The sequence below is a fragment of the Frateuria edaphi genome, from assembly GCF_021117405.1.
Classification (GTDB): domain Bacteria; phylum Pseudomonadota; class Gammaproteobacteria; order Xanthomonadales; family Rhodanobacteraceae; genus Frateuria_A; species Frateuria_A edaphi.
The window spans coordinates 2,878,476-2,897,451 of the sequence record NZ_CP088251.1 but is presented as its reverse complement, the minus strand read 5'-3'; the positions used below and the strand labels follow the sequence as shown (position 1 = coordinate 2,897,451).

15 protein-coding genes are annotated in these 18,976 nt (G+C 67.7%); 7 read left to right on the top strand and 8 right to left on the bottom strand.

Annotated elements, in window-relative coordinates:
- Positions 1–48: 48 nt before the first annotated feature.
- The 5 genes from LQ772_RS13450 to LQ772_RS13430 form a co-directional block, all read right to left on the bottom strand.
- On the bottom strand, positions 49–993 hold the full coding sequence (locus LQ772_RS13450; protein ID WP_231321447.1) for an electron transfer flavoprotein subunit alpha/FixB family protein: 945 nt from the start codon (positions 991–993) through the stop codon (positions 49–51).
- A 27-nt stretch (positions 994–1,020) separates the two neighbouring features.
- Positions 1,021–1,767 (bottom strand): electron transfer flavoprotein subunit beta/FixA family protein, encoded by a 747-nt coding sequence (locus tag LQ772_RS13445; protein WP_231321445.1) that lies wholly within the window; start codon positions 1,765–1,767, stop codon positions 1,021–1,023.
- 817 nt (positions 1,768–2,584) lie between these two features.
- A complete protein-coding gene (locus LQ772_RS13440) occupies positions 2,585–4,654 on the bottom strand; it encodes a glycoside hydrolase family 99-like domain-containing protein (protein ID WP_231321444.1) in 2,070 nt (689 codons plus the stop codon).
- Positions 4,655–4,659: 5 nt separating this feature from the next.
- On the bottom strand, positions 4,660–6,630 hold the full coding sequence (locus LQ772_RS13435) for a glycosyltransferase (protein WP_231321443.1): 1,971 nt from the start codon (positions 6,628–6,630) through the stop codon (positions 4,660–4,662).
- Positions 6,631–6,750: 120 nt separating this feature from the next.
- Positions 6,751–8,367, bottom strand: coding sequence for an electron transfer flavoprotein-ubiquinone oxidoreductase (locus LQ772_RS13430; protein WP_231321442.1), 1,617 nt, complete (start codon positions 8,365–8,367; stop codon positions 6,751–6,753).
- A gap of 149 nt (positions 8,368–8,516) precedes the next feature.
- Between LQ772_RS13430 and LQ772_RS13425 the strand changes: the two genes are divergently transcribed.
- From LQ772_RS13425 to LQ772_RS13400, 6 genes are all read left to right on the top strand, one after another.
- Complete coding sequence (locus LQ772_RS13425) at positions 8,517–9,914, top strand: amidase (RefSeq protein ID WP_231321441.1); 1,398 nt, start codon at positions 8,517–8,519, stop codon at positions 9,912–9,914.
- Between the two features lie 4 nt (positions 9,915–9,918).
- Positions 9,919–10,506, top strand: a complete 588-nt coding sequence (locus LQ772_RS13420) for an alpha-ketoglutarate-dependent dioxygenase AlkB family protein (protein WP_231321440.1) — start codon at positions 9,919–9,921, stop codon at positions 10,504–10,506.
- Positions 10,507–10,630: 124 nt separating this feature from the next.
- The gene (gcvT, locus tag LQ772_RS13415; RefSeq protein WP_231321439.1) at positions 10,631–11,731 is read left to right on the top strand and encodes a glycine cleavage system aminomethyltransferase GcvT; all 1,101 of its coding nucleotides are present in this window, start codon (positions 10,631–10,633) and stop codon (positions 11,729–11,731) included.
- 84 nt (positions 11,732–11,815) lie between these two features.
- Complete coding sequence (gcvH, locus tag LQ772_RS13410; protein WP_231321437.1) at positions 11,816–12,211, top strand: glycine cleavage system protein GcvH; 396 nt, start codon at positions 11,816–11,818, stop codon at positions 12,209–12,211.
- A gap of 466 nt (positions 12,212–12,677) precedes the next feature.
- On the top strand, positions 12,678–13,208 hold the full coding sequence (metJ, locus tag LQ772_RS17395) for a met regulon transcriptional regulator MetJ (protein WP_345778312.1): 531 nt from the start codon (positions 12,678–12,680) through the stop codon (positions 13,206–13,208).
- Positions 13,209–13,542: 334 nt separating this feature from the next.
- Positions 13,543–14,481: an energy transducer TonB gene (locus LQ772_RS13400; protein WP_338029230.1), complete on the top strand. Its 939-nt coding sequence runs from the start codon at positions 13,543–13,545 to the stop codon at positions 14,479–14,481.
- A gap of 140 nt (positions 14,482–14,621) precedes the next feature.
- Here the strand turns inward: LQ772_RS13400 and LQ772_RS13395 are convergent, their stop codons facing one another.
- A complete protein-coding gene (locus tag LQ772_RS13395; protein WP_231321432.1) occupies positions 14,622–15,905 on the bottom strand; it encodes a serine hydrolase domain-containing protein in 1,284 nt (427 codons plus the stop codon).
- A gap of 280 nt (positions 15,906–16,185) precedes the next feature.
- Here LQ772_RS13395 and LQ772_RS13390 point away from each other — a divergent pair, with 280 nt between their 5' ends.
- Positions 16,186–17,409, top strand: coding sequence for an NTP/NDP exchange transporter (locus tag LQ772_RS13390; RefSeq protein ID WP_231326047.1), 1,224 nt, complete (start codon positions 16,186–16,188; stop codon positions 17,407–17,409).
- An 80-nt stretch (positions 17,410–17,489) separates the two neighbouring features.
- On the opposite strand, the gene LQ772_RS13385 is transcribed toward LQ772_RS13390, so the two are convergent.
- Complete coding sequence (locus LQ772_RS13385; RefSeq protein WP_231321430.1) at positions 17,490–17,918, bottom strand: CBS domain-containing protein; 429 nt, start codon at positions 17,916–17,918, stop codon at positions 17,490–17,492.
- 114 nt (positions 17,919–18,032) lie between these two features.
- Positions 18,033–18,974 (bottom strand): glycosyltransferase family 2 protein, encoded by a 942-nt coding sequence (locus tag LQ772_RS13380; RefSeq protein WP_231321428.1) that lies wholly within the window; start codon positions 18,972–18,974, stop codon positions 18,033–18,035.
- Positions 18,975–18,976: the final 2 nt, after the last annotated feature.

Genomic DNA, 18,976 nt, shown 5'->3' with positions numbered 1-18,976 from the left:
TGCCCGGTGGTTGCCGCCCCTGGTGGCGGGCATTTGCCCGCCACATGTTCAGCCCAGCGCTTGTTCGAGTTCCGGAATGATCTTGAACAGGTCACCGACCAGGCCGATATCGGCTACCTCGAAGATCGGCGCCTCACCATCCTTGTTGATCGCCACGATGGTGCCGGCGTCCTTGATGCCGGTCAGGTGCTGGATGGCGCCGGAGATGCCGATCGCCATGTACAGCTCGGGCGCGATGATCTTGCCGGTCTGGCCGACCTGCATTTCGTTGGGCACGTAGCCCGCATCCACCGCGGCGCGCGAGGCGCCCACCGCCGCGCCGATCCTGTCGGCGAACTTGTAGATGATCTCGAAGTTTTCCTTCGAGCCCACGCCGCGGCCGCCGGAGACGACCTTGCTCGCGCTCTGCAGGTCCGGGCGGTCGCTCTTGCCCTGCTTGAGTTCGACGAAACGGGTGTGGGATGGCAGGGCGACGTCGAGGTTCAACGCCTCGACCGGGGCGCTGTTGGCGCCGGTGGTGGCCGCTGGCCAGGAGGCGGTGCGGATGGTGGCGACCACGGTGTGCGCCGGGTCGGCCTCGACCGTGACGATCGCGTTGCCGGCATAGATCGGGCGCTTGAAGGTGTGCGCGCCCTCGATCGCCATCACGTCGCTGACCTGCGCCACGCCGAGCAGGGCGGCCACGCGCGGGGCGAGGTCCTTGCCGAAGGTGGTGGAGGGTGCGAACACGTGGCTGTAGCCGGCGGCGGCCTTGGCCACCTGCGGCGCCAGCACGGCGGCGAGCGCGTGCGCGTTCTCGGCGCGGGTGGCGGCGAGCACGCGGCTTACGCATTCGATCTTCGCGGCCTCGGCGGCGATGGCATCGGCGTTGTCGGACAGCACCAGTACGTCGATGGCTTCGGGCTTGGCCGCGGCGGCGGCGCTCACGGCGCGCGCGGTCGAGGGGTTCAGCTTGCCGTCCAGGTGTTCGGCGATGACGAGGATCTTGCTCATGTCTTCTCTCCTGTTCCCGGCGGCTGCTTAGAGCAGGCCCTTCTGCTTGAGGGTGGCGACCAGCTCGGCCGCGTCCTTCACCATCACGCCCTTGGTGCGCTTGGGGGGCGCGGCGTAGTGGGTGGTTTTGAGGTGGTCACCGCCTTCGACACCGAGCGAGGCGAACTCGATCACGTCGACCGGCTTGGACTTGGCCTTCATGATGTCAGGCAGCTTGATGAAGCGCGGTTCGTTGAGGCGCAGGTCGGTGGTGATCACCGCCGGCAGCTCGGCCTCGATGGTTTCCAGCCCGGCGTCGACCTCGCGGGTCACGGTGGCCTTGCCATCGGCAATCTCCACCTTGCTGGCGAAGGTGGCCTGCGGACGGTCCCACAGCGCGGCGAGCATCTGGCCGGTCTGGTTGGCGTCGTCGTCGATCGCCTGCTTGCCCAGGATCACCAGGCCCGGCTGCTCCTTTTCGACCAGCTTGAGGAAGGCGCGCGCGGCGGTGAGCGGTTGGATTGCCTCGGCAGTGGTGACGTGGATGGCTCGGTTCGCGCCCATCGCCAGGCCGTTGCGCAGGTGCGCAGTGAGGTCGGCCGGGCCGATGCCGACGATCACCACTTGTTCGGCCACGCCCTTCTCCCGCAGGCGCAGGGCCTCTTCCAGGGCGATGTCGTCGAACGGGTTGGCGGAGAGTTTGGCGCCCTCGGTCACCACGCCGGTGCCGTCGGGCTTGACCTGGATGCGGACGTTGTAGTCCACGACGCGCTTGTAGCCGACCAGAATCTTCATTTCGGTTCCTTGGGTGTGCCGCTCCGCAGGCGGCATGGGAAGGGACGTGAATCGCCGATTCTAACCCGACCGGGCATGTGCCGGCGTATGCGGGTTGGTCGGAAGCATGGAGCGCCAGCCCATGAAGCAGCGTGCGTGTCAGGCGATGCGCGCTTTGACGCGATGATGCGGTTCTGCGCTCTTTCTCCGGGTGGCGAATTGGTCGTGGGGCCGTGTGCCTACGACAAGAACAGCGTCAGCGGCAGCTTGGAGCTGCCCGGGGCATGGGTGAAGCGAACGTGGAGCGGTTGATGTTTTTCCTCCACGCCGCCCCGTTCGGGCAGCCCCGGGTTCCGCTGAATGACGAGGTGCACGCCGTCGACCAACCCTGCGGCGCCAGCGAACCGGGGTTCGAGCGCTCGCCCGCGATGTACTCCGCGCCTATGGCCTGCGTTGACAGTCCCGCGCTGCTTAAACGCCAAGGGGCGGATCCGTGCGGCGGAATCGCAAGTTGCACCCAACGGAGATTCCCCCGGCCTCGACTGGACCCCGAAACAGGGCGCGGGACGGTGGTGCGTGTGCACCTGCGGGCGCTGGTTTCACGGACGCGAACGGCGCGTGCTCTTCAACTTAAGCGGCGGGCATAGGCACGCTGGTGCACGTCATCGAGGCACGCCGGGTCGCGGGCGTGGACGCTCACTTCGAGTGTGGTCCGCGCCGCGAGCGGAACCGGAGGCGCTAGTGGCGCCCAGCGCGGGGCGCACGAGGGCGAAGCCGGCAGAACCTGCACCACTATCGACGTGATGCTCGAGACCAGCGGGCGCTGGCGCCGCGCGCGCTACTGACGCGCGCCAGCACCGTCCGCGGCTGCATAGGGAAAGGGCCGCTGCGAGGACGCCAGACCCAGCAGACCGGCGGCTTCGGTCGCACGGAACCCGGCGTGCCGCACGACCAGCATGACGATCCGCTCGATTGCGTGTGCGAACATGCCGTCGAGCTGGCCGGCCTCGGCTTCGAACTCCCATTCGCCCAGGTGCGCATCCAGCAGCGGACGCAGCGCCTCAAGCCGCGCCCAGAACATGCTGCCGGCCACGAAGCAGTCGTGCTCGACGTCCGGTTCGGCCAGGCCGAGCCGGGTGGCCAGATAACCGACCGTGTCACGGTTGGCGCCCCAGTAGAACCCGAGCGGCTGCACGTGCCCGTCCGGTGCCACCAAGCCCAGCGTCGGGTCCGCCGCGAACGCCGCCGCCAGCGCACGGGCACGTGCAGGTGAGGCCAGTCCGTCGAGCAGTTCGCGCCGCCAAAGCTCGCCGTCCTCGCGGTGTACCGAGCGCTTGGTATGCAGCTTCAACACCACCTCAGTGCCTTCATCGAGCAACTGGTTGGCCACATGCAGGAAGGGCAGGATGTCGCGTCCGCGGTTCTCGAACACGTGCACTTCCGCGGCCGTACCCAGCGCTTGGAGCCGTTCGCGTACCGCCGTGGCCCGCTCGTGCGCGGTAGTGACGATGATGCGCCATGCCAGGCCGGAACCTTGCAGGGTCGCTAGGATCTCGTCCAGCACCTCGACGTACCAAACGTGGATCACCGCGCAGGGCTGCGCGGCCGCTGCCGCGGCGGGCGTCGCGCGCAGGGCGTCCCGGGTGGCCTGCAGCCAGGCGTGGCCCAGCCTCGCGTCGGGTTCGAGCACGGCGCCTTCGGCCCACTCGTTCCAGGCGTTGACGAACACCAGCGGCTGGTCCGGCTGGCGCCGGCGCGCCACGGCGATCGCCTGGCGCAACCAGTCGCGGTAGCCGCGCGGCGAGGCATGCGTAAATACCCGGCCCTTGCCGCTGCGACGAGGCTCGTTGTCCCAGCCTGGGTTTACCCCCGGGTAACGCGGGTAAGGCGGATCGGGTAGTGCCATGGCCTGGCGGGCCAGTTCGCGCCAGTCGTACACGTCGCCCCGATATTCCGGATCAAGCAACCGCTGGCGTGCGGTGATCGGCGCGGGCGTCGCGTTGTTGGGAGGGAACTCCACCGCCGCATCGAAGCCGATGTCGCGTGGATCGACCCGGTCGAAGCTCTGCACGTAGGCGAGATGGATCTCGCCGATGCCCGCCTCGCGGCACCAGTCGCGCCAGCGCGCTGCGGTCGCCTTCGGATCGGGCAGCAGGCCCGGGCGGTAGACCAGCAGCAGCGGTTTGCCCTGCACGCGCAGGTAGCGTGGATCACGCAGCCACCGTGCGACGTGTGCAATGAAGGCGAGGTCGTCCTCCGGGCTGTGCCGCTGGCCGATCAAAATGTCCTCCGCGCGTCCGTCCCAGCGTCGCGACCAGTTTTCGTTGGCCCAGCAAAGACACAGCGCCAGGTTCAGCGACGGATCTTCCAGCCATTGCAGCAGCGGCTGTTCGAGCAACCGTTCGCCACCGAACCAATAGAAGTAGCTGCAGAATGCGCCGATGCCGTACTGGCGGGCCAACTCCATCTGCCGGCGCATCACCTGCGGGAGCCGCAGGTCGTAGAAACCCAGCGTGCCCGGCAGGCGCGGCTGCGCGTGGCCCTCGAACTGGGGCAGCGCGCGCGCCACGTTGGTCCATTCGGTGAAGCCCTCGCCCCACCAGGCGTCGTTCTGCGGTATCGGGTGAAACTGTGGCAGGTAGAACGCAATCAGCGTCGCGGGCAGCGGCGCCGGCAGCGCCTCGGCGCGTGGTTCGACGAAGCCGATCGCGCGTGCCGCGGCATGTAGGTGTGGACGGCGCCTTGCGTTTTCCGTGACCTGACCGCGCGGGCCGGCTGGCACGAGGTTGACGTAGCGCTCCAGGAATCGCTGGCGCAGCCGGTCGCGGGTGGCGGTAGGCAACGGCAGGATCCGGAAGCCCAGCCGCATGGCCCGGAACAGGTAGCGCTTGGCGAGGAAAGAAGTCATCGCGGTCAACCCAGGACGCGTTCGAGGGTGGCAGCCGCGGCATCGACGGAAAAGTGCCGGCGGACGTTTTCCAATCCGTGGTCAGACAGCCGCTGCCAGAGTGAGGCGTCGCTGGCGAGGCGCACCGTCGCCTTGGCGAACGCCGACGGATCGTCAGCTACCAGCACGTCCACGCCGTCGCTCAGCTGCATGCCTTCGACGGCGATCGTGGTGGCGATGACCGGCAGGCCGAAGCTCATCGCCATGTTGATCTTGCCCTTCACCCCGGCGCCGAAGCGCAGCGGCGCAAGCGAGGCCAGGCACCGGTAGAGCCATGGCTCCAGGTCAGGCACGCGGCCATGCAACTCCAGCCCGGGGCGGGCGAGCCCCGCCACCGCGTCATCGGGCAGGTCGCCCAGCACGTGAACGCGGATGTCCGGCAGGGCCTCGCGCAGGCGCGGCAGGATGTCCTGCGCGATCCAGCGGATCGCGTCGGCGTTCGGTGGGTGGCCCCAGCCACCGATGAACACCAGATCCCGGCGCTCGGCCGACGATCGGCGACAGCCACGGACATGGTGGATGTTCGAGAGCAGCTCCACGCGTGCCTGCGGCAGCAGCGCCGCCAGCAGCGCCTGTTCGTGCGTGCTCACCACCAGCGTCGTGTCGCAGCGCTCGATCAGACGCAGTTCGCTGCGCCGCGAAGCCGCGGCCTGTCGGGCGAGCCCGGGATGGCCGGCGAGGTCGGCGGCGCGTCCTTCGCGTAGGAAATGAAGGTCCACCGTGTCGAAAACCAGCCTGGCCTGCGGTGCGTGGCGCCGTACGAGGCTGGCGTACTGGCCGGCCACCGTGTGGCGGCAGAGGATCACCGCATGGAGCTGGCGCCCATGTCGGCGCAACCAGGTTGGGAGGTCTTCCGCGCTGAGCATCTCGCAGCCGAGCTCGCCCAGCGCAAGCATGTCGCGGTGCGTGGCGCGCCGGTCGTCCGGGAAAAAACAGGTGCTCCATCCCTGTTGCTCGAGCAGACGCAGGATGCCGCACAAGCGCAGCGAACCGGAGTCACGCGTCGGATCGGGCACGGTGGCGTCGACCACCAGTACCCGGCCACGCGCATGCCAGCGGACGGCCTGCTCCAGAGGCGTGCCCGGCGGCGGCTGAAGGGCGAGCTGGTCGGCCCACTTGGCCACAAACACGGCCTGGTTGGTCACCTGATGATGCTTTGCCCCGCTGCCGGTATCGGTGCCCGAGGTGATCCCCTCGCAGTGGATCACCGTGCTGGCCGGTTCGTAATACACGGCTAGTCCAAGTTGACGCACGGCGAAGGCAAGATCGGTGTCTTCGTAGTAGGCCGGTCGGTAGCGGATGTCGAATCCGCCGACACGGTCGAACACCTCGCGCCGCACGAGCAGGGCGGCCCCAGTGACGTAATCGGTGCGGCGGCGGTACTGGAAGGCGGGTGCGTCGCGATCCTCGAACCGTCCGGTGTTCCAGCAGCCGCCGTCGGCGAACACCAGCCCACCGGCTTCCTGCAGGCGTCCGTCCGGATAGACCAGACGGGCCCCGGCGATACCGCAATCGGCACGCTCGGCAAAGCAGGCGAGTAGTGCATCGAGCCAGCCGGGCGTGACCTGCGTATCGTTGTTGAGGAATAGCAGGAACTCGCCCCTGGCCGCCGCGGCGCCAGCGTTGCAGCTGTCGATGAAGCCCACGTTGCGGGGATTGCGCAGCAGCCGCAATCCATCGACCTGGTCGAGCACTGTGGCGGTCTCGTCCGGCGAGGCGTCATCGACCACGATGATCTCGAACGGAGCGCGCGCGCGATGCCTTGCCAGCGAACGCAGGCAGGCGATCGTGTAGGGGAGCTTACCGTGGACCGGAATCACGATCGACACCCGCGGCGCGTCTGAGCCCGGCACGGCGAACGGCTCGAATGGCAGGTCCAGCGGCAGCAGCGCAAGCTCGTCGGCGATCGCGGGGCGCGAGGTCCATTCCTGGCGCACGCGCGCCAGCGTACCCCGCCAGCCGCGCAGCGCGATGCTGCCGCGTGTGCGTTGCCACTGGTAGCACAGGCGCCGGAAGCGCCATTGCAGATTGCCGATCAGGAGCGTGCCCTCGCGGCCTTACATGTTCTGGTAGTTGGGACCCGAGCCGCCCTCGGGGGTAACCCAGGTGATGATCTCGTACGGATCCTTGATGTCGCAGGTCTTGCAGTGCACGCAGTTGGCGGCGTTGATCTGCAGGCGCTTGGACTGGCTGCCATCGGGCAGGGCGTCTTCCACGATCTCGTACACGTTCGCCGGGCAGAAGCGGGTGCAGGGGTTGTCGTACTCGACGCTGCAGCGTTCGATGCAGATGTTGGTATCGGCCACGTGCAGGTGGATCGGCTGGTCTTCGTCGTGCTCGGTGGCGGCGAAGTAGACGCCGGCCAGGCGATCGCGCGGGGCCAGGTCGCGCGTCACGTAGTCGCGCTTGGGTTCCTCGTATTCGCCAACCTTTTCCAGCGAGCTCCAGTCTGGCTTGTTCTTCAGCGTCCACGGCGAGGCGCCGCGGGTGACCGTTTCCCAGGCGGCGTTCGCCATGCCGAACCACAGGCCCTTCTTGAAGCCGGGCTTGATGTTGCGCACTTGCTTCAATTCCGCCATCGCCGGTGAGGCCCGCAGGGCGGCGTCGAAGCCGGCGGCGTTCAGGCCGTTGGCGGCCAGGTGTTCGGCGGCGAGCATGCCGCTGCGGATCGCCTGGTGGGTGCCCTTGATCTTGGGCACGTTGAGCAGGCCGGCAGTGTCGCCGATCAGGATCGCACCCGGCATCTCGACTTTCGGCAGCGACTGGTAGCCGCCGGTGACGATGGCGCGCGCGCCGGCCGACAGGATGTTGCCGCCCTCGAGCAACGGTTTGACGTGCGGGTGGTTCTTCCACTGCTGGAAGGCTTCCCACGGCTTGTATTCGGGGTCGCGGTAATCCAGTCCGCTGACGTAGCCCAGGGCGATGCGGTCGCCGTCCAGGTGATAGAGGAAGCTGCCGCCGTAGGTGTCGTTGTCGGCCGGCCAGCCGAAGCTGTGCACGATCTTGCCGGGCGTGACGCGGCCGGCGGGCACCTGCCAGAGTTCCTTGATGCCGATCGAATAACCCTGCGGGTCGCTGTCCTTGTCCAGCGCGAAGCGCTTGATCAGTTGCTTGGTCAGGCTGCCGCGCGCGCCTTCGGCCAGCACGGTGACCTTGGCCCTGATGTCGATGCCCTGGGTGTAGCCGCTCTTGTGGGTCCCGTCCTTGGCCACGCCCATGTCGCCGATGCGCACGCCCGCGACCGAGCCGTCCTCGTTGTAGACGTTGTCGGCGGCGGCGAAGCCGGGGAACACGTCCACGCCCAGCGCCTCGGCCTGTGGCGCCAGCCAGGCGCACATGGCGCCCAGCGACACGATGAAGTTGCCGTGGTTGTTCATCCCCGGCGGCACCGGCAGCTTGCGGCCGCCGGTCTTGGTCAGCAGCCAGAATTCGTCTTCGCCGGCCGGCACGCAGATCGGCGGCGGGTTGTCGCGCCAGCCGGGCAGCAGCGCGTCCAGCGGGGCCGGCTCGATCACCGCGCCGGACAGGATCTGCGCGCCAATGGTGGACGCCTTCTCGATCACGCAGACGGTGGTGTCCGGCTGCAGCTGCTTCAGGCGGATCGCGAACGACAGCCCGGCCGGGCCGGCGCCGACCACGACCACGTCGTATTCCATCGTTTCGCGTTCGCTCATGGCGGACTCCGTGCGGCGTACATATAAGGAAAGAGAGGCATTGTCCGGTTTCGCGGCCCCGGCGGCAAACCGGACTCTTCACTAAAGGCCGCTTGCAATCGCTTTGCGGCCCATGGCGATAATCGGGAATCCACCCTGAAGGACGAGGCATGAATTCGACCCCGCCGATCGCCGACATCGACCTGCGCCGAGCCAGCGTGTGCCAGCTACTGCACTGGCTGGCGGTTGGGCGCGTGCAGCCCCAGGCACTGGCCGACGTCTACCAGACGGCCATCGAGCGGATCAATCCCGAACTCAATGCCTACGTCGACCTGCGCCCGGGCCTGTTGCAGGAGCAGGCGCGCACCGCGACCCACCGCCGCCGCGACGGTGTGCTGGGTCGGCTCGACGGCATCCCGATCGCGCTGAAAGACAATTTCGACATGGCCGGCTGGCCCACCCGCGCCGGCTTGCCCGGGCGCGAACAGCCAGTGCAGGACGATGCCCACGTGGTCGCACGACTGCGCGCTTCCGGTGCGGTGCTGGTGGGCAAGACCAACATGGACGAGGCGGCGCTGGGCGCGGCCACCGATAACCCGCATTACGGTCCGACCCAGAATCCGTACAAGCCCGGTTACAGCGCCGGCGGCTCCTCCGGCGGCGCGGCCGCGGCGGTGGCGGCCGGGCTCGCGGCGGCGGCGGTCGGTTCGGACAGCCTGGGCTCCATCCGCATCCCCGCCAGCTACTGCGGCGTATACGCCCTCAAGCCGACGCACGGCGAGATTTCCGCCCGCGGCATGTTGCCGGCGGCGCGGCGGCTCGACGCCGTGGGCCTGCTCGCGCGCAGCGCCAACGACCTGACCGTGCTGCTGCAGGTGCTCGCGGGCTACGACGCCGACGACGCTCGCTCGCGCCGCCGACGCGTGGCGTTCTCGCCGCCGGACTGGGAGCCGGGCAACCTGCGCGCTGGCCTGCTGCCGGACCTGGCGGCGATCGGCGTCGAGCCGGACGTGATCGAGGTGTTCGAGGCTGCACTGGCCCGCCTGCCGCGCGAGCTCGGCGAGCGGCGCACGGTGGACTTCTCCGATTGGAACTTCGCACGCACGCGCCGTGCCGGCCTGCTGCTGATGGAAGCGGAGATGCTCGGCACCTTCGCCGAGGATCTGGCCGACACGGCACGCCCAGTTTCGCCACGGCTGCGCGAGATGCTCGGTTACGCCGCGCGCAAGAGCGCGGCAGACTACGCCATCGCCGACCGCGTGCTCGACGCGGCCACGCTCAAGATGCGTCGCCTGTTCGCGCAGATCGACGTGCTGGTGTTGCCGACCACGCCGCAGGGAGCGTTTCCGCTGGATGTCCCCGCGCCCGACTCGGCGGCCGACCTGACCAGCTTCGCCAGCCTCGCCGGCTGCCCGGCGGTGAGCATCCCGATGGGCGCGCTGCCTGATGGCCGTCCGATCGGCCTGCAGTTCGTCGGTGCGCGCGGTTCGGACCTGCGCCTGCTGGAGCTGGCCGCGGTGTGCTCCTCGACGCTGGACGCCGAGCCGACCTACCCGGCGATCGCCTGAGCGCGTGGGCTGGCAGCCGCTCGCGCTCGCCGGCGCGGACCTCGCGCTGTGGACGCACTGGTTGGCACCGGCCGAGGCCGATGCGCTGCTTGAGGAGCTCCGCGACACGATTGCCTGGGAGACTCACGTCATCCGCATGTTCGGTCGCGAGGTCGCCTCGCCGCGGTTGAGTTGCTGGATTGGCGACCCCGGCGCGAGCTACGTCTATTCGCGCACGCGCTTCGAGCCACGTCAGTGGCCGCCTGCCCTGGCGGCGCTGCGCCCGCGCCTGGAGCAGGCCTGCGGGGGCACGTTCAACAGCGTGCTGGCCAATCTCTATCGAGACGGCCATGACGCCATGGGCTGGCACAGCGATGACGAGCCGGAGCTGGGACCGGCGCCAGTGATCGCTTCGCTCAGCCTCGGTGCATCGCGCCGCTTCCTCTTTCGACGCAAATCGCCGCGTAGTTCGGCTGCGTTGGAACTGGAGCTGCCGCACGGCAGCCTGCTGCGCATGGCCGGCGCGACCCAGCGCCTCTATCAGCACGCCCTGCCGCGCGCCGCGCGCGTCCTTACGCCACGCATCAATCTGACCTTTCGCCGGATCCCATAGGAGCGCGCCCACGCAACCTTGGGTCGCGACGGTTGCACGGATGCGCTTCGGCGGAGAGCTGCGCGCAGCTTGGCTTGCGTCCGGCCCGCAGCGATAATCCACCTTTCCCCAAGGCGTCCGTCCGATGACCGAAAAGACCGTACTCAACGACACCCACCGCGCGTCGGGCGCCCGCATGGTGGACTTCGGCGGTTGGGACATGCCGATCAACTACGGCTCGCAGATCGAGGAGCACCACGCGGTGCGCCGCGACGCCGGCATGTTCGACGTTTCGCACATGACCGTGGTCGACCTGCACGGTCCACGCACGCGCGAGTTCCTGCGCCATCTGCTGGCCAACAGCGTCGACAAGCTCAAGGTGCAGGGCAAGGCGCTGTACTCGTGCATGCTCAACGAGCAGGGTGGGGTGATCGACGACCTGATCGTGTACTTCTTCGATGAGGCGCATTTCCGCCTGGTGGTGAACGCCGCCACGCGCGCCAAGGACCTGGCCTGGATCGAACAGCAGGCCAGGGCGTTCGGCGTGGAAGTGAAGGAGCGCCCCGACTTCGCGATGATCGCGGTGCAGGGCCCCAACGCCCGCGCCAGGGTGATCGGTCTGCTGCATGAGGTCGATCGCCCGCGCATCGAGAAGCTCGGCCGCTTCGCCGCCGCCGCCGCGCAGGGCCCGCACGGCATGCCGCTGTTCATCGCGCGCACCGGCTACACGGGCGAAGACGGCTTCGAGATCATCGTGCCCGGCGAGCAGGCGGTCGCCCTGTGGCAGGCGCTGGCCGACGCCGGTGTCAAGCCGGCTGGCCTGGGCGCGCGCGACACGTTGCGCCTGGAAGCAGGCATGAACCTCTACGGGCAGGACATGGACGAGACGGTGTCGCCGTGGGAGGCGAACCTGGGTTGGACCATCGTGCTGGATGAGGGGCGCGACTTCATCGGCCGCAAGGCGCTCGAGGCGCAGAAAGATGCTGGTGTGCCGCGCGTGATGGTCGGCCTGGTGCTCGACGAAAAAGGCGTGCTGCGCCACGGCCAGAAGGTGCTCACTGCCAACGGCGAGGGCGAGGTCCTGTCCGGCAGCTTTGCGCCCACGCTCGACAAGGCGGTGGCGTTCGCGCGCATTCCGGCCGGCGAGCCGGGCGAGGTGCGGGTGGACATCCGTGGCCGCGAGGTGCCGGTGCGCGTGGTGAAGTATCCGTTCGTGCGCGATGGCAAGCCTTGCGAAGGCATCTGATCCAGGCCCGCATCCCTTTATAGAGTTTCCTCCGGAGCGGCTAGAATCGCCGCTCCAATCCCACGACAACGACTGGACCCGACCATGAGCGAGATTCCCGGCGACCTGAAGTTCCTCAAATCCCACGAGTGGGCCCGCGTCGAAGACAACGGCGTGGTGCGCGTGGGCATCTCCGACCACGCGCAGGGTCAGTTGGGCGACCTGGTGTACGTGGAGTTGCCGGAGATCGGCGCCAGCGTGCAGGCCGGCACCGGCGTGGCCGTGGTCGAGTCGGTGAAGGCCGCGTCGGACATCTATTCGCCGGTGTCCGGCGAGATCGTCGAGGTCAACGAGCTGCTCAACGACAAGCCCGAGACGATCAACGAAGACGCCTTCGGCGACGGTTGGATTTTCGCCGTGCGCATCAGCGATCGCGCCGAGCTGGACGAACTGCTCGATGCCGACGCGTACGCCGAGCAGATCGAGAACGAAGACCACTGACGGTCCATCGTCGTGCGCCGCCGCCGGCGGCGCACGAGCGGCTCGCCGGCATCTGCTGGCTGCCCGGAAGGTGCGATCCGGGAGCCTCCGAGGTGATCGATCATCGCCGTCGATCGTGCGGCTGGTCGACTTCCATTCATTCGAAACGAGGGCTCCCGCTGCTCCCGCGGGACTGCTCTGGCGTACCGTTGCGGTGCGCGTCGCGCGCGCTCGGGCAAAGCCATCGATATGGCGCGAAGCCTTGTGGAGCAAGGCTTTGCGGGGTGCTGGTCATTTGCGTTGTTATTTTATATGGCCGTCTATACGTCCATTTATAAATGCCACGGTTAATCCGCCAACCCTTGCCGCGCGGCCCTTTGCGGCCTCCGGGACGGGCTTTCGACCGGTCGAATTTTCTGGTCGAAATCAATTGACAGTTGAAATCTTCAGGAATAGCTTTCGCTTCAGATCAGGGGAACGGGTCCACATGGCTGCATCGAAATTCATAACGCCTTATGTCGATCACGGCGAGAAGGCCGGCGCGGTGCGCAAGATCACCGTGTCGATTCCGCTGCATGTCCTGCGTCTGCTTTCCGACGAGCGCACCCGCCGTCAAGTGAACAATCTTCGGCACGCCACCAACAGCGACTTGCTGGTTGAGGCGTTCCTGCACGCTTTTACTGGGCAACCACTGCCAACTGATGAGGAGCTGAGACGAATGGCCACTGCCAAGAAAACCGCTGCGAAGAAACCGGCCGCCAAAAAGGCGCCCGCCAAGAAGACTGCTGTGAAGAAGGCCACCGCGAAGAAGCCGGTTGCCAAGAAGCCGGCCGCCAAGAAGGTCGCCGCCAAGAAGCCGGCCGCCAAGAAGGTTGCCGCCAAGAAGCCGGCCGCCGCCAAGAAGGCTGCCGTCAAGAAGGTTGCCGTCAAGAAGGTTGCCGCCAAGAAGGCGGCCCCGAAGAAGGCTGCGCCGGCCAAGGTGGTCAAGGCCACCAAGACCGCCAAGGCCAAGAAGTAAGTTTTTTCTAGAAGACCAACAAGCGGTATCGACTTTCTCTCCCTGCGGTGCCCAGCGCAGGGAGGGTACTTCGAAGAGCGATTCGTCCCGGCCCCGGCCGGGACGCTTCGTTTCGGGGGCGGGAAAATGCAGGTCTCCGACCGAGGCTTCCGTATTTGCCGCAACGGCGCATTGGCGGTAACTTGTGCGCACTCGCGCCGCGCACGTCCAGGGGGACGGCCGCTCCTACAGGGGGAAAAAGCGCGGGTATCTCATGCCAGCCAATGGTGAACGTCCCATGGATACCCGTACCAGATCTATGCGCGCACGCGCGCGCGGGGCCGCCCGCCCCACCTTGATTGCCGTTATCGCCATTTTCGTCCTGCTGGCCGTGGCCAGCTGGTTCCTGATCCTGCAGCCGCACCAGGAGCTGGTCATGCAGGACGGTGGCGGGCATCCGTCCACCCCGGTGTCCACCGACAAGATCGCCGTGGCGCCGCCCGCCAACGTCGAGGCGATGGACTTGAACCAGCTGCTGGCCGAGGCGCGCAAGGCGATGAACGACCATCGCGTGCTTGCGCCGGCCGGCAACAACGCATTCGAGTTCTACCTCAAAGCGCTGGAGAAGCAGCCGGGCAACCCGGTGGCCACCGACGCCCTGCGCGAAACCTTCCCGTTCGCAGCCAGCGGCGCCGAGCAGGCGATCAACGGGCGCGACTTCAATGAGGCGCAGCGCGAGATCGACCTGCTCGCGAAGGCCGACCCGGCCAACTACACGCTGACGATCCTGCGCTCCAAGCTCGATGCCCAGCGCAAGCTGCTGGACAAGGAACAGCAGCAGGCGCTCGAGCAGCAGCGCCAGCAGCAGCTGGCAGCCGACAAGGCCGCGGCGGACAAGGCGGCCGCCGACAAGCTCGCCACCCAGCAGAAGGCGCAGCCGTCCGAACAGAAGGCGCCGACCGCGGTTGCAGCGACCAACACGCCGGCCACCGCCGAGCCGAACAAGCCGGCGGCGCAACAGGTCGTATCGACCGAGCCGGTGATGACCAAGTATGTGCAGCCGCGCTTCCCGACCCAGGCGCAACGTACGCGCACGCAAGGCTGGGTACTGGTGGGCTACACGGTTGATACCGAAGGCAACGTCGGCGGCGTGCAGGTGGTCGATGCACAGCCGCGCCACATGTTCGATCGCGAGGCGGTCAACGCGGTCGAACGCTGGAAGTACAAGCCGGCCACGCGCAACGGCACGCCCGTGGAAGCGAAGCTGCAGAAGAAGATCGAGTTCAAGCTCTGAGCGATGTACAGGGCAGGAAAGGCAGCGCCTGGCGCTGCCTTTTTTTTGCGCGGGCATCGCCCAAAACCAGGCTTGCGCGGGTCAGGCAAGTTGCCGGTCAGGCGGTGGTGCACACCGCCGGACCGTGGCGCGGGTTTCGTCTAGTGGCGACGGTGGCGCCTCGGGCTTGCCCTTCGTGGGCGATCGGGGGCGCTCTTTTCAAGACCTGCCCAGTCCACGTGCGGCAATCCGAGAAGGCTGTCGAACACCATCGGCATCAGGCCCGACGGCGTCGGCACGCCGGCATTCCACATCGTCACCACCCCGGCGTGGTATTTGGGAAAGAAACCGATCATGGTGCGGTAACCCTCCACCGCGCCGGCGTGATAGACCAGCGTTTCACCACCGTAGGTAAACACCCGCCAGCCCAACGCGTAGGCCGCCGAGGTGAGGCGTCCATTGCGCCAGGGCGAGGAGTGCAATTCCGTCGGCGTGCGCACGCCTGGATCGTGCAGCACTTCCAGCGCTGCGGGTGAGAGCACGTCGGGGCGTCCCCCCATTTGCGCGATCAGCCACTTTTCCATGTCGCGCAGGCTGGCGTTGACGCCGGCAGCCGGGGCCACGCGGTAGTAGTTTTCCTTAGGCTCGAAGGGCACCCAGCCGCGCCGGGTGCGCCGGTGGGGGCGCGCCCAACTCTCGCTCGATTCCAGTCCGGCGCGACCGTAGCTGGCGGTGGACATGCCCAATGGCAGGAAGATGCGGCGGTCGACCAGCTTGTAGAAGAAGTTGCCGGTCATGGCGTACACCACATCGCCGATCAGGCTGAAGGCGACGTTCTGGTAGCCGTAGCATTTGCCCACGCCGCAGGTCATGTCGACCTCGTCGAGCTTGCGCACCAGTTGCTCGTAGGGGACGTCGTCTTCGAGCATGTTGTCGTAGGTGTTGCGCGGCAACCCGATTCGTTGCCCAAGGATGTCGGCGACGGTGGCGCGCTGCGTGTCGGGCACGTTCTTGAGCTTGAAGAACGGCAGGACGTTGACCAGCCGCGTGTCCCACGCCAGCTTGCCGTCCTGCACGAGGACCGCGGTGAGGCCGGTGGCAAAGGCCTTGGACAGCGACGCCAGGCGGAACACCGTGTCGGGCTTGACCGGTTCCTTGTCGGCCGCGTTGGCGTAACCGATGGTGCCTTCGAACACCACCTTGTCGTTCACCACGACCGCGGTGGCCAACCCGGCAACGGAGTCGCGTTGGTCGAGCTTGCCGAGCCACTGCCTGTACGCCTCCAGCGTCTCCTTCACGCGCTCGGGCGGAAGCGACTGCGGGGCGGACTGGATGGCTGGGGTGGAGGCGGGTGATGAAGCCAGCGTGGAGGCGCGGGCCAATGCAGGAGTGTTCGCTGCGCCCAGAAGGCCGGCGATCAGCAAGGAAAGCGTACGAAGCTGCATGCCTGGAAGAGTCCGGCGCAAAGCCGTGGAAAGTGGAGGAAAAAAGCCGGCCTGGAGCAGGCGCGATTCCCGAATTGTGGGCCACTTGGGCTGGCTCTACAACGTGAACAGGCAGGCGTCGGGCTGCCAGTGTTCAGCCGATCGGGGTGCATGGGGAAGAGGTTGCGTCCGGTCGGCGGGAGCGGGCCCGGCAGCCATGCTAGGCTTTTGCGCTCCCCATGAGGCTAGACTCCCCGTGAGCCTGCGCCACAACGCCCGCGCCGACGAACGCACCGGGCTGATCCTGTCCACACTGGCCTTCTTCCTGGTGATGGCCGGCTACTACATCATCCGACCGGTGCGCGACCAGTTGGGCGGCGCCGTCGGATCGCAGTCGCTGCCGCTGTTCTATGCGGTGACCTTCGCCGTGATGCTGCTGCTGACGCCGGTGTTCGGCTGGCTTGTCGCGCACGTATCGCGGCGTCGGCTGCTGACGTGGAGCTACAGCTTCTTCATCCTCTGCCTGGTCGCGTTCGTCCCCGCGTTCCTGGCGCAGGAACGGATCGGCGCGCGCCTGCTGGGCGTGGTGTTCTACGTATGGGTCAGCGTGTTCAACCTGTTCGTGGTGTCGCTGTTCTGGAGTTTCATGGCCGACATTTTCGCCAGCCAGCAAGCGCGGCGGGTGTTTCCGCTGATCGCGCTCGGCGGCATGGGCGGGGCGATCTTCGGACCGCTGCTGACCCGGCTGCTGTTGCACGTGCTCGGCGTGGCGCAACTGCTGGTGGTGTCGTCCGTGGCACTGGGCCTGGCGCTGGTGTTGCTGCTGCAACTGTCCGCGCGAGACGAGCAGGCGGGAGACGGGCGTGCCATGCAGGGCACCGGCGGTTCGCTGTGGGCCGGCATCCGCGAGCTGTGGTCGCGGCCGTTCCTGCGCTACATGGCGATGCTGATGCTGCTCGGCGACGGCATCGGTACGCTGGCCTACGCGCTGATGGCCGATTACGCGAAGGCGCACTTCGTTGACCGCGTCGCGCGCACGTCTTTCTACAACGACCTGGACCTGGCGACGAACGCGTTGGGTGCCCTGCTGCAATTGACGTTGACGCGCTGGTTGATGGTGCGCCTCGGCGCCGGCTGGGGCCTGGTCGTGCCGGCGTTGGTCAACATCGGCCTGCTGTTGATGGTCGCGGTGTTCGGCGCCGGCGACGTGCGGCTGCTGGGGATGGCGGTGCCCCTGCTGGCCGTGATGCTGGTGACCACACGCGGCTTCGCCTACGGCATGACCAAGCCGGCCGTCGATGCGTTGTATACCCGCGTGCCGCGCGAGACGCGCTACAAGGGCAAGAACTTCGTCGAGACAGCCGTGTGGCGCTTCGGCGACGTGCTGGTGACCAGCGGTGTGAGCGTGCTGACGTGGCTGGGCGTCGGCGTCGGCGGCATGGGCCTGATCGGCGCGGGCGTGGCGGCGACGTCGGCGTGGGTGGCGCGTCGCGCGGGGCGGGCGCCGGATCTGGCCAAGGACTGAGTCGGGCCGTAGCCGTAGGGCGGGCTTCCGCCCCCTCCTCACTTCCAAACCGGCGGGCCGACGCCCGCCTGCGAAGCGCGTCAGCTGGTGATGTAGCGCTTCAACTGCTCGATCTGCTCCGCCTGGGCGTCGATCACCGCCTTGACCAGGTCGCCGATCGAGATCACGCCGACCACGCGCCCACCCTCGACCACCGGCAGGTGGCGCACGCGGCGCTCGGTGCACAGGCGCATGCAGTCGAACACGTCGGTTTCGGGCGAAATGGTGAGTGGTTCGCCGCTCATGATGTCGGCCACCGCGGTCTGCGCGGAGGAGCGGCCCTGCAGGATCACCTTGCGGGCGTAGTCGCGCTCGGAAACGATGCCTGACAACGCCTCGCCCTTCATCACCACCAGTGCGCCGACACGGCGCTCGGCCATCTGCCGGATGGCGTCCAGTACGGGCGCCTCGGGTGCGATCGCATAGACGTCACTGCCCTTGCTTTGCAGAAGATGCCTTACCTGACGCATGCCCGATGCTCCTCTTCGGCCTGCGGCGGAGTGTAGCGCTGGCGCGTCGGCAGGGCGTGTAGGAGTTCGTTGCGCGCAATGCCTGCCGTAGCGAGTGTCGCCCGCGACTGGTTCCTACGCGGGGCGGTCGCCGTGCTGGCGCTCTTCCTCGATGAAGTACAGCGGCCGCTGCTTGCTCTCGGCATAGCTGCGGCCCAGGTATTCGCCGATCACGCCCAGCGCAAGCAACTGCACGCCGCCCAGGAACAGGATGACCAGCATCAGCGTCGGGTAGCCGCGCACAGGGTCGCCCCAGATCAGCGCCTTGGTCAGCACCCACAGGCCGTAGGCGAACGCCAGCAATGACGAGCCCAGGCCGACCCAGGTGGCCAGCCGCAGCGGTGCGCTGGAGAAGGAAGTGATGCCTTCGATGGCCAGCTGGGTGAGCCGCCAGTAGTTCCACTTGGTGCGGCCGCTGTGGCGCGGTTCGCGCTGGTAGCGTACGGCCGTCTGGCGGTAGCCGATCCAGGCGAACAGGCCCTTCATGAAGCGTTGGCGTTCGCGCAATCTCGAGAGTGCGTCCAGCGCGCGGCGCGAGAGCAGGCGGAAGTCGCCGGTATCACGTGGCAGCGGCGTGTCCGAGACCCGTTCCATGGCGCGGTAGAAAGCCGCGGCGGTGAGGCGCTTGAGTCGCGTCTCGCCGGCACGTGCGCTTCGCGTGGCGTAGACCACGTCGAAACCGGCGTGCCACTGTGCCACCAGTTCGGGAATCAGCTCGGGCGGGTCCTGCAGGTCGGCGTCGATCACCACGGCGGCGCCCGTGGTGACGTGGTCCAGTCCCGCGGTCAGCGCTGCCTCCTTGCCGAAATTGCGCGAGAGCTTGAGCGCGCGCACGCGCCCGTCGCCGGCCAGCAGCGACTCGATCGCCCGCCAGGTGCCGTCGGTGCTGCCGTCGTCGACGTAGAGCACGGTGCTGTCCAGTCCCAGCGTGTCGAGCACCGCGCCCAGGCGCTGGTGGAAGGCATCGAGCACGGCCGCCTCGTTGTAGGCGGGGACGACGACGGTCAGTTCGCTCATGG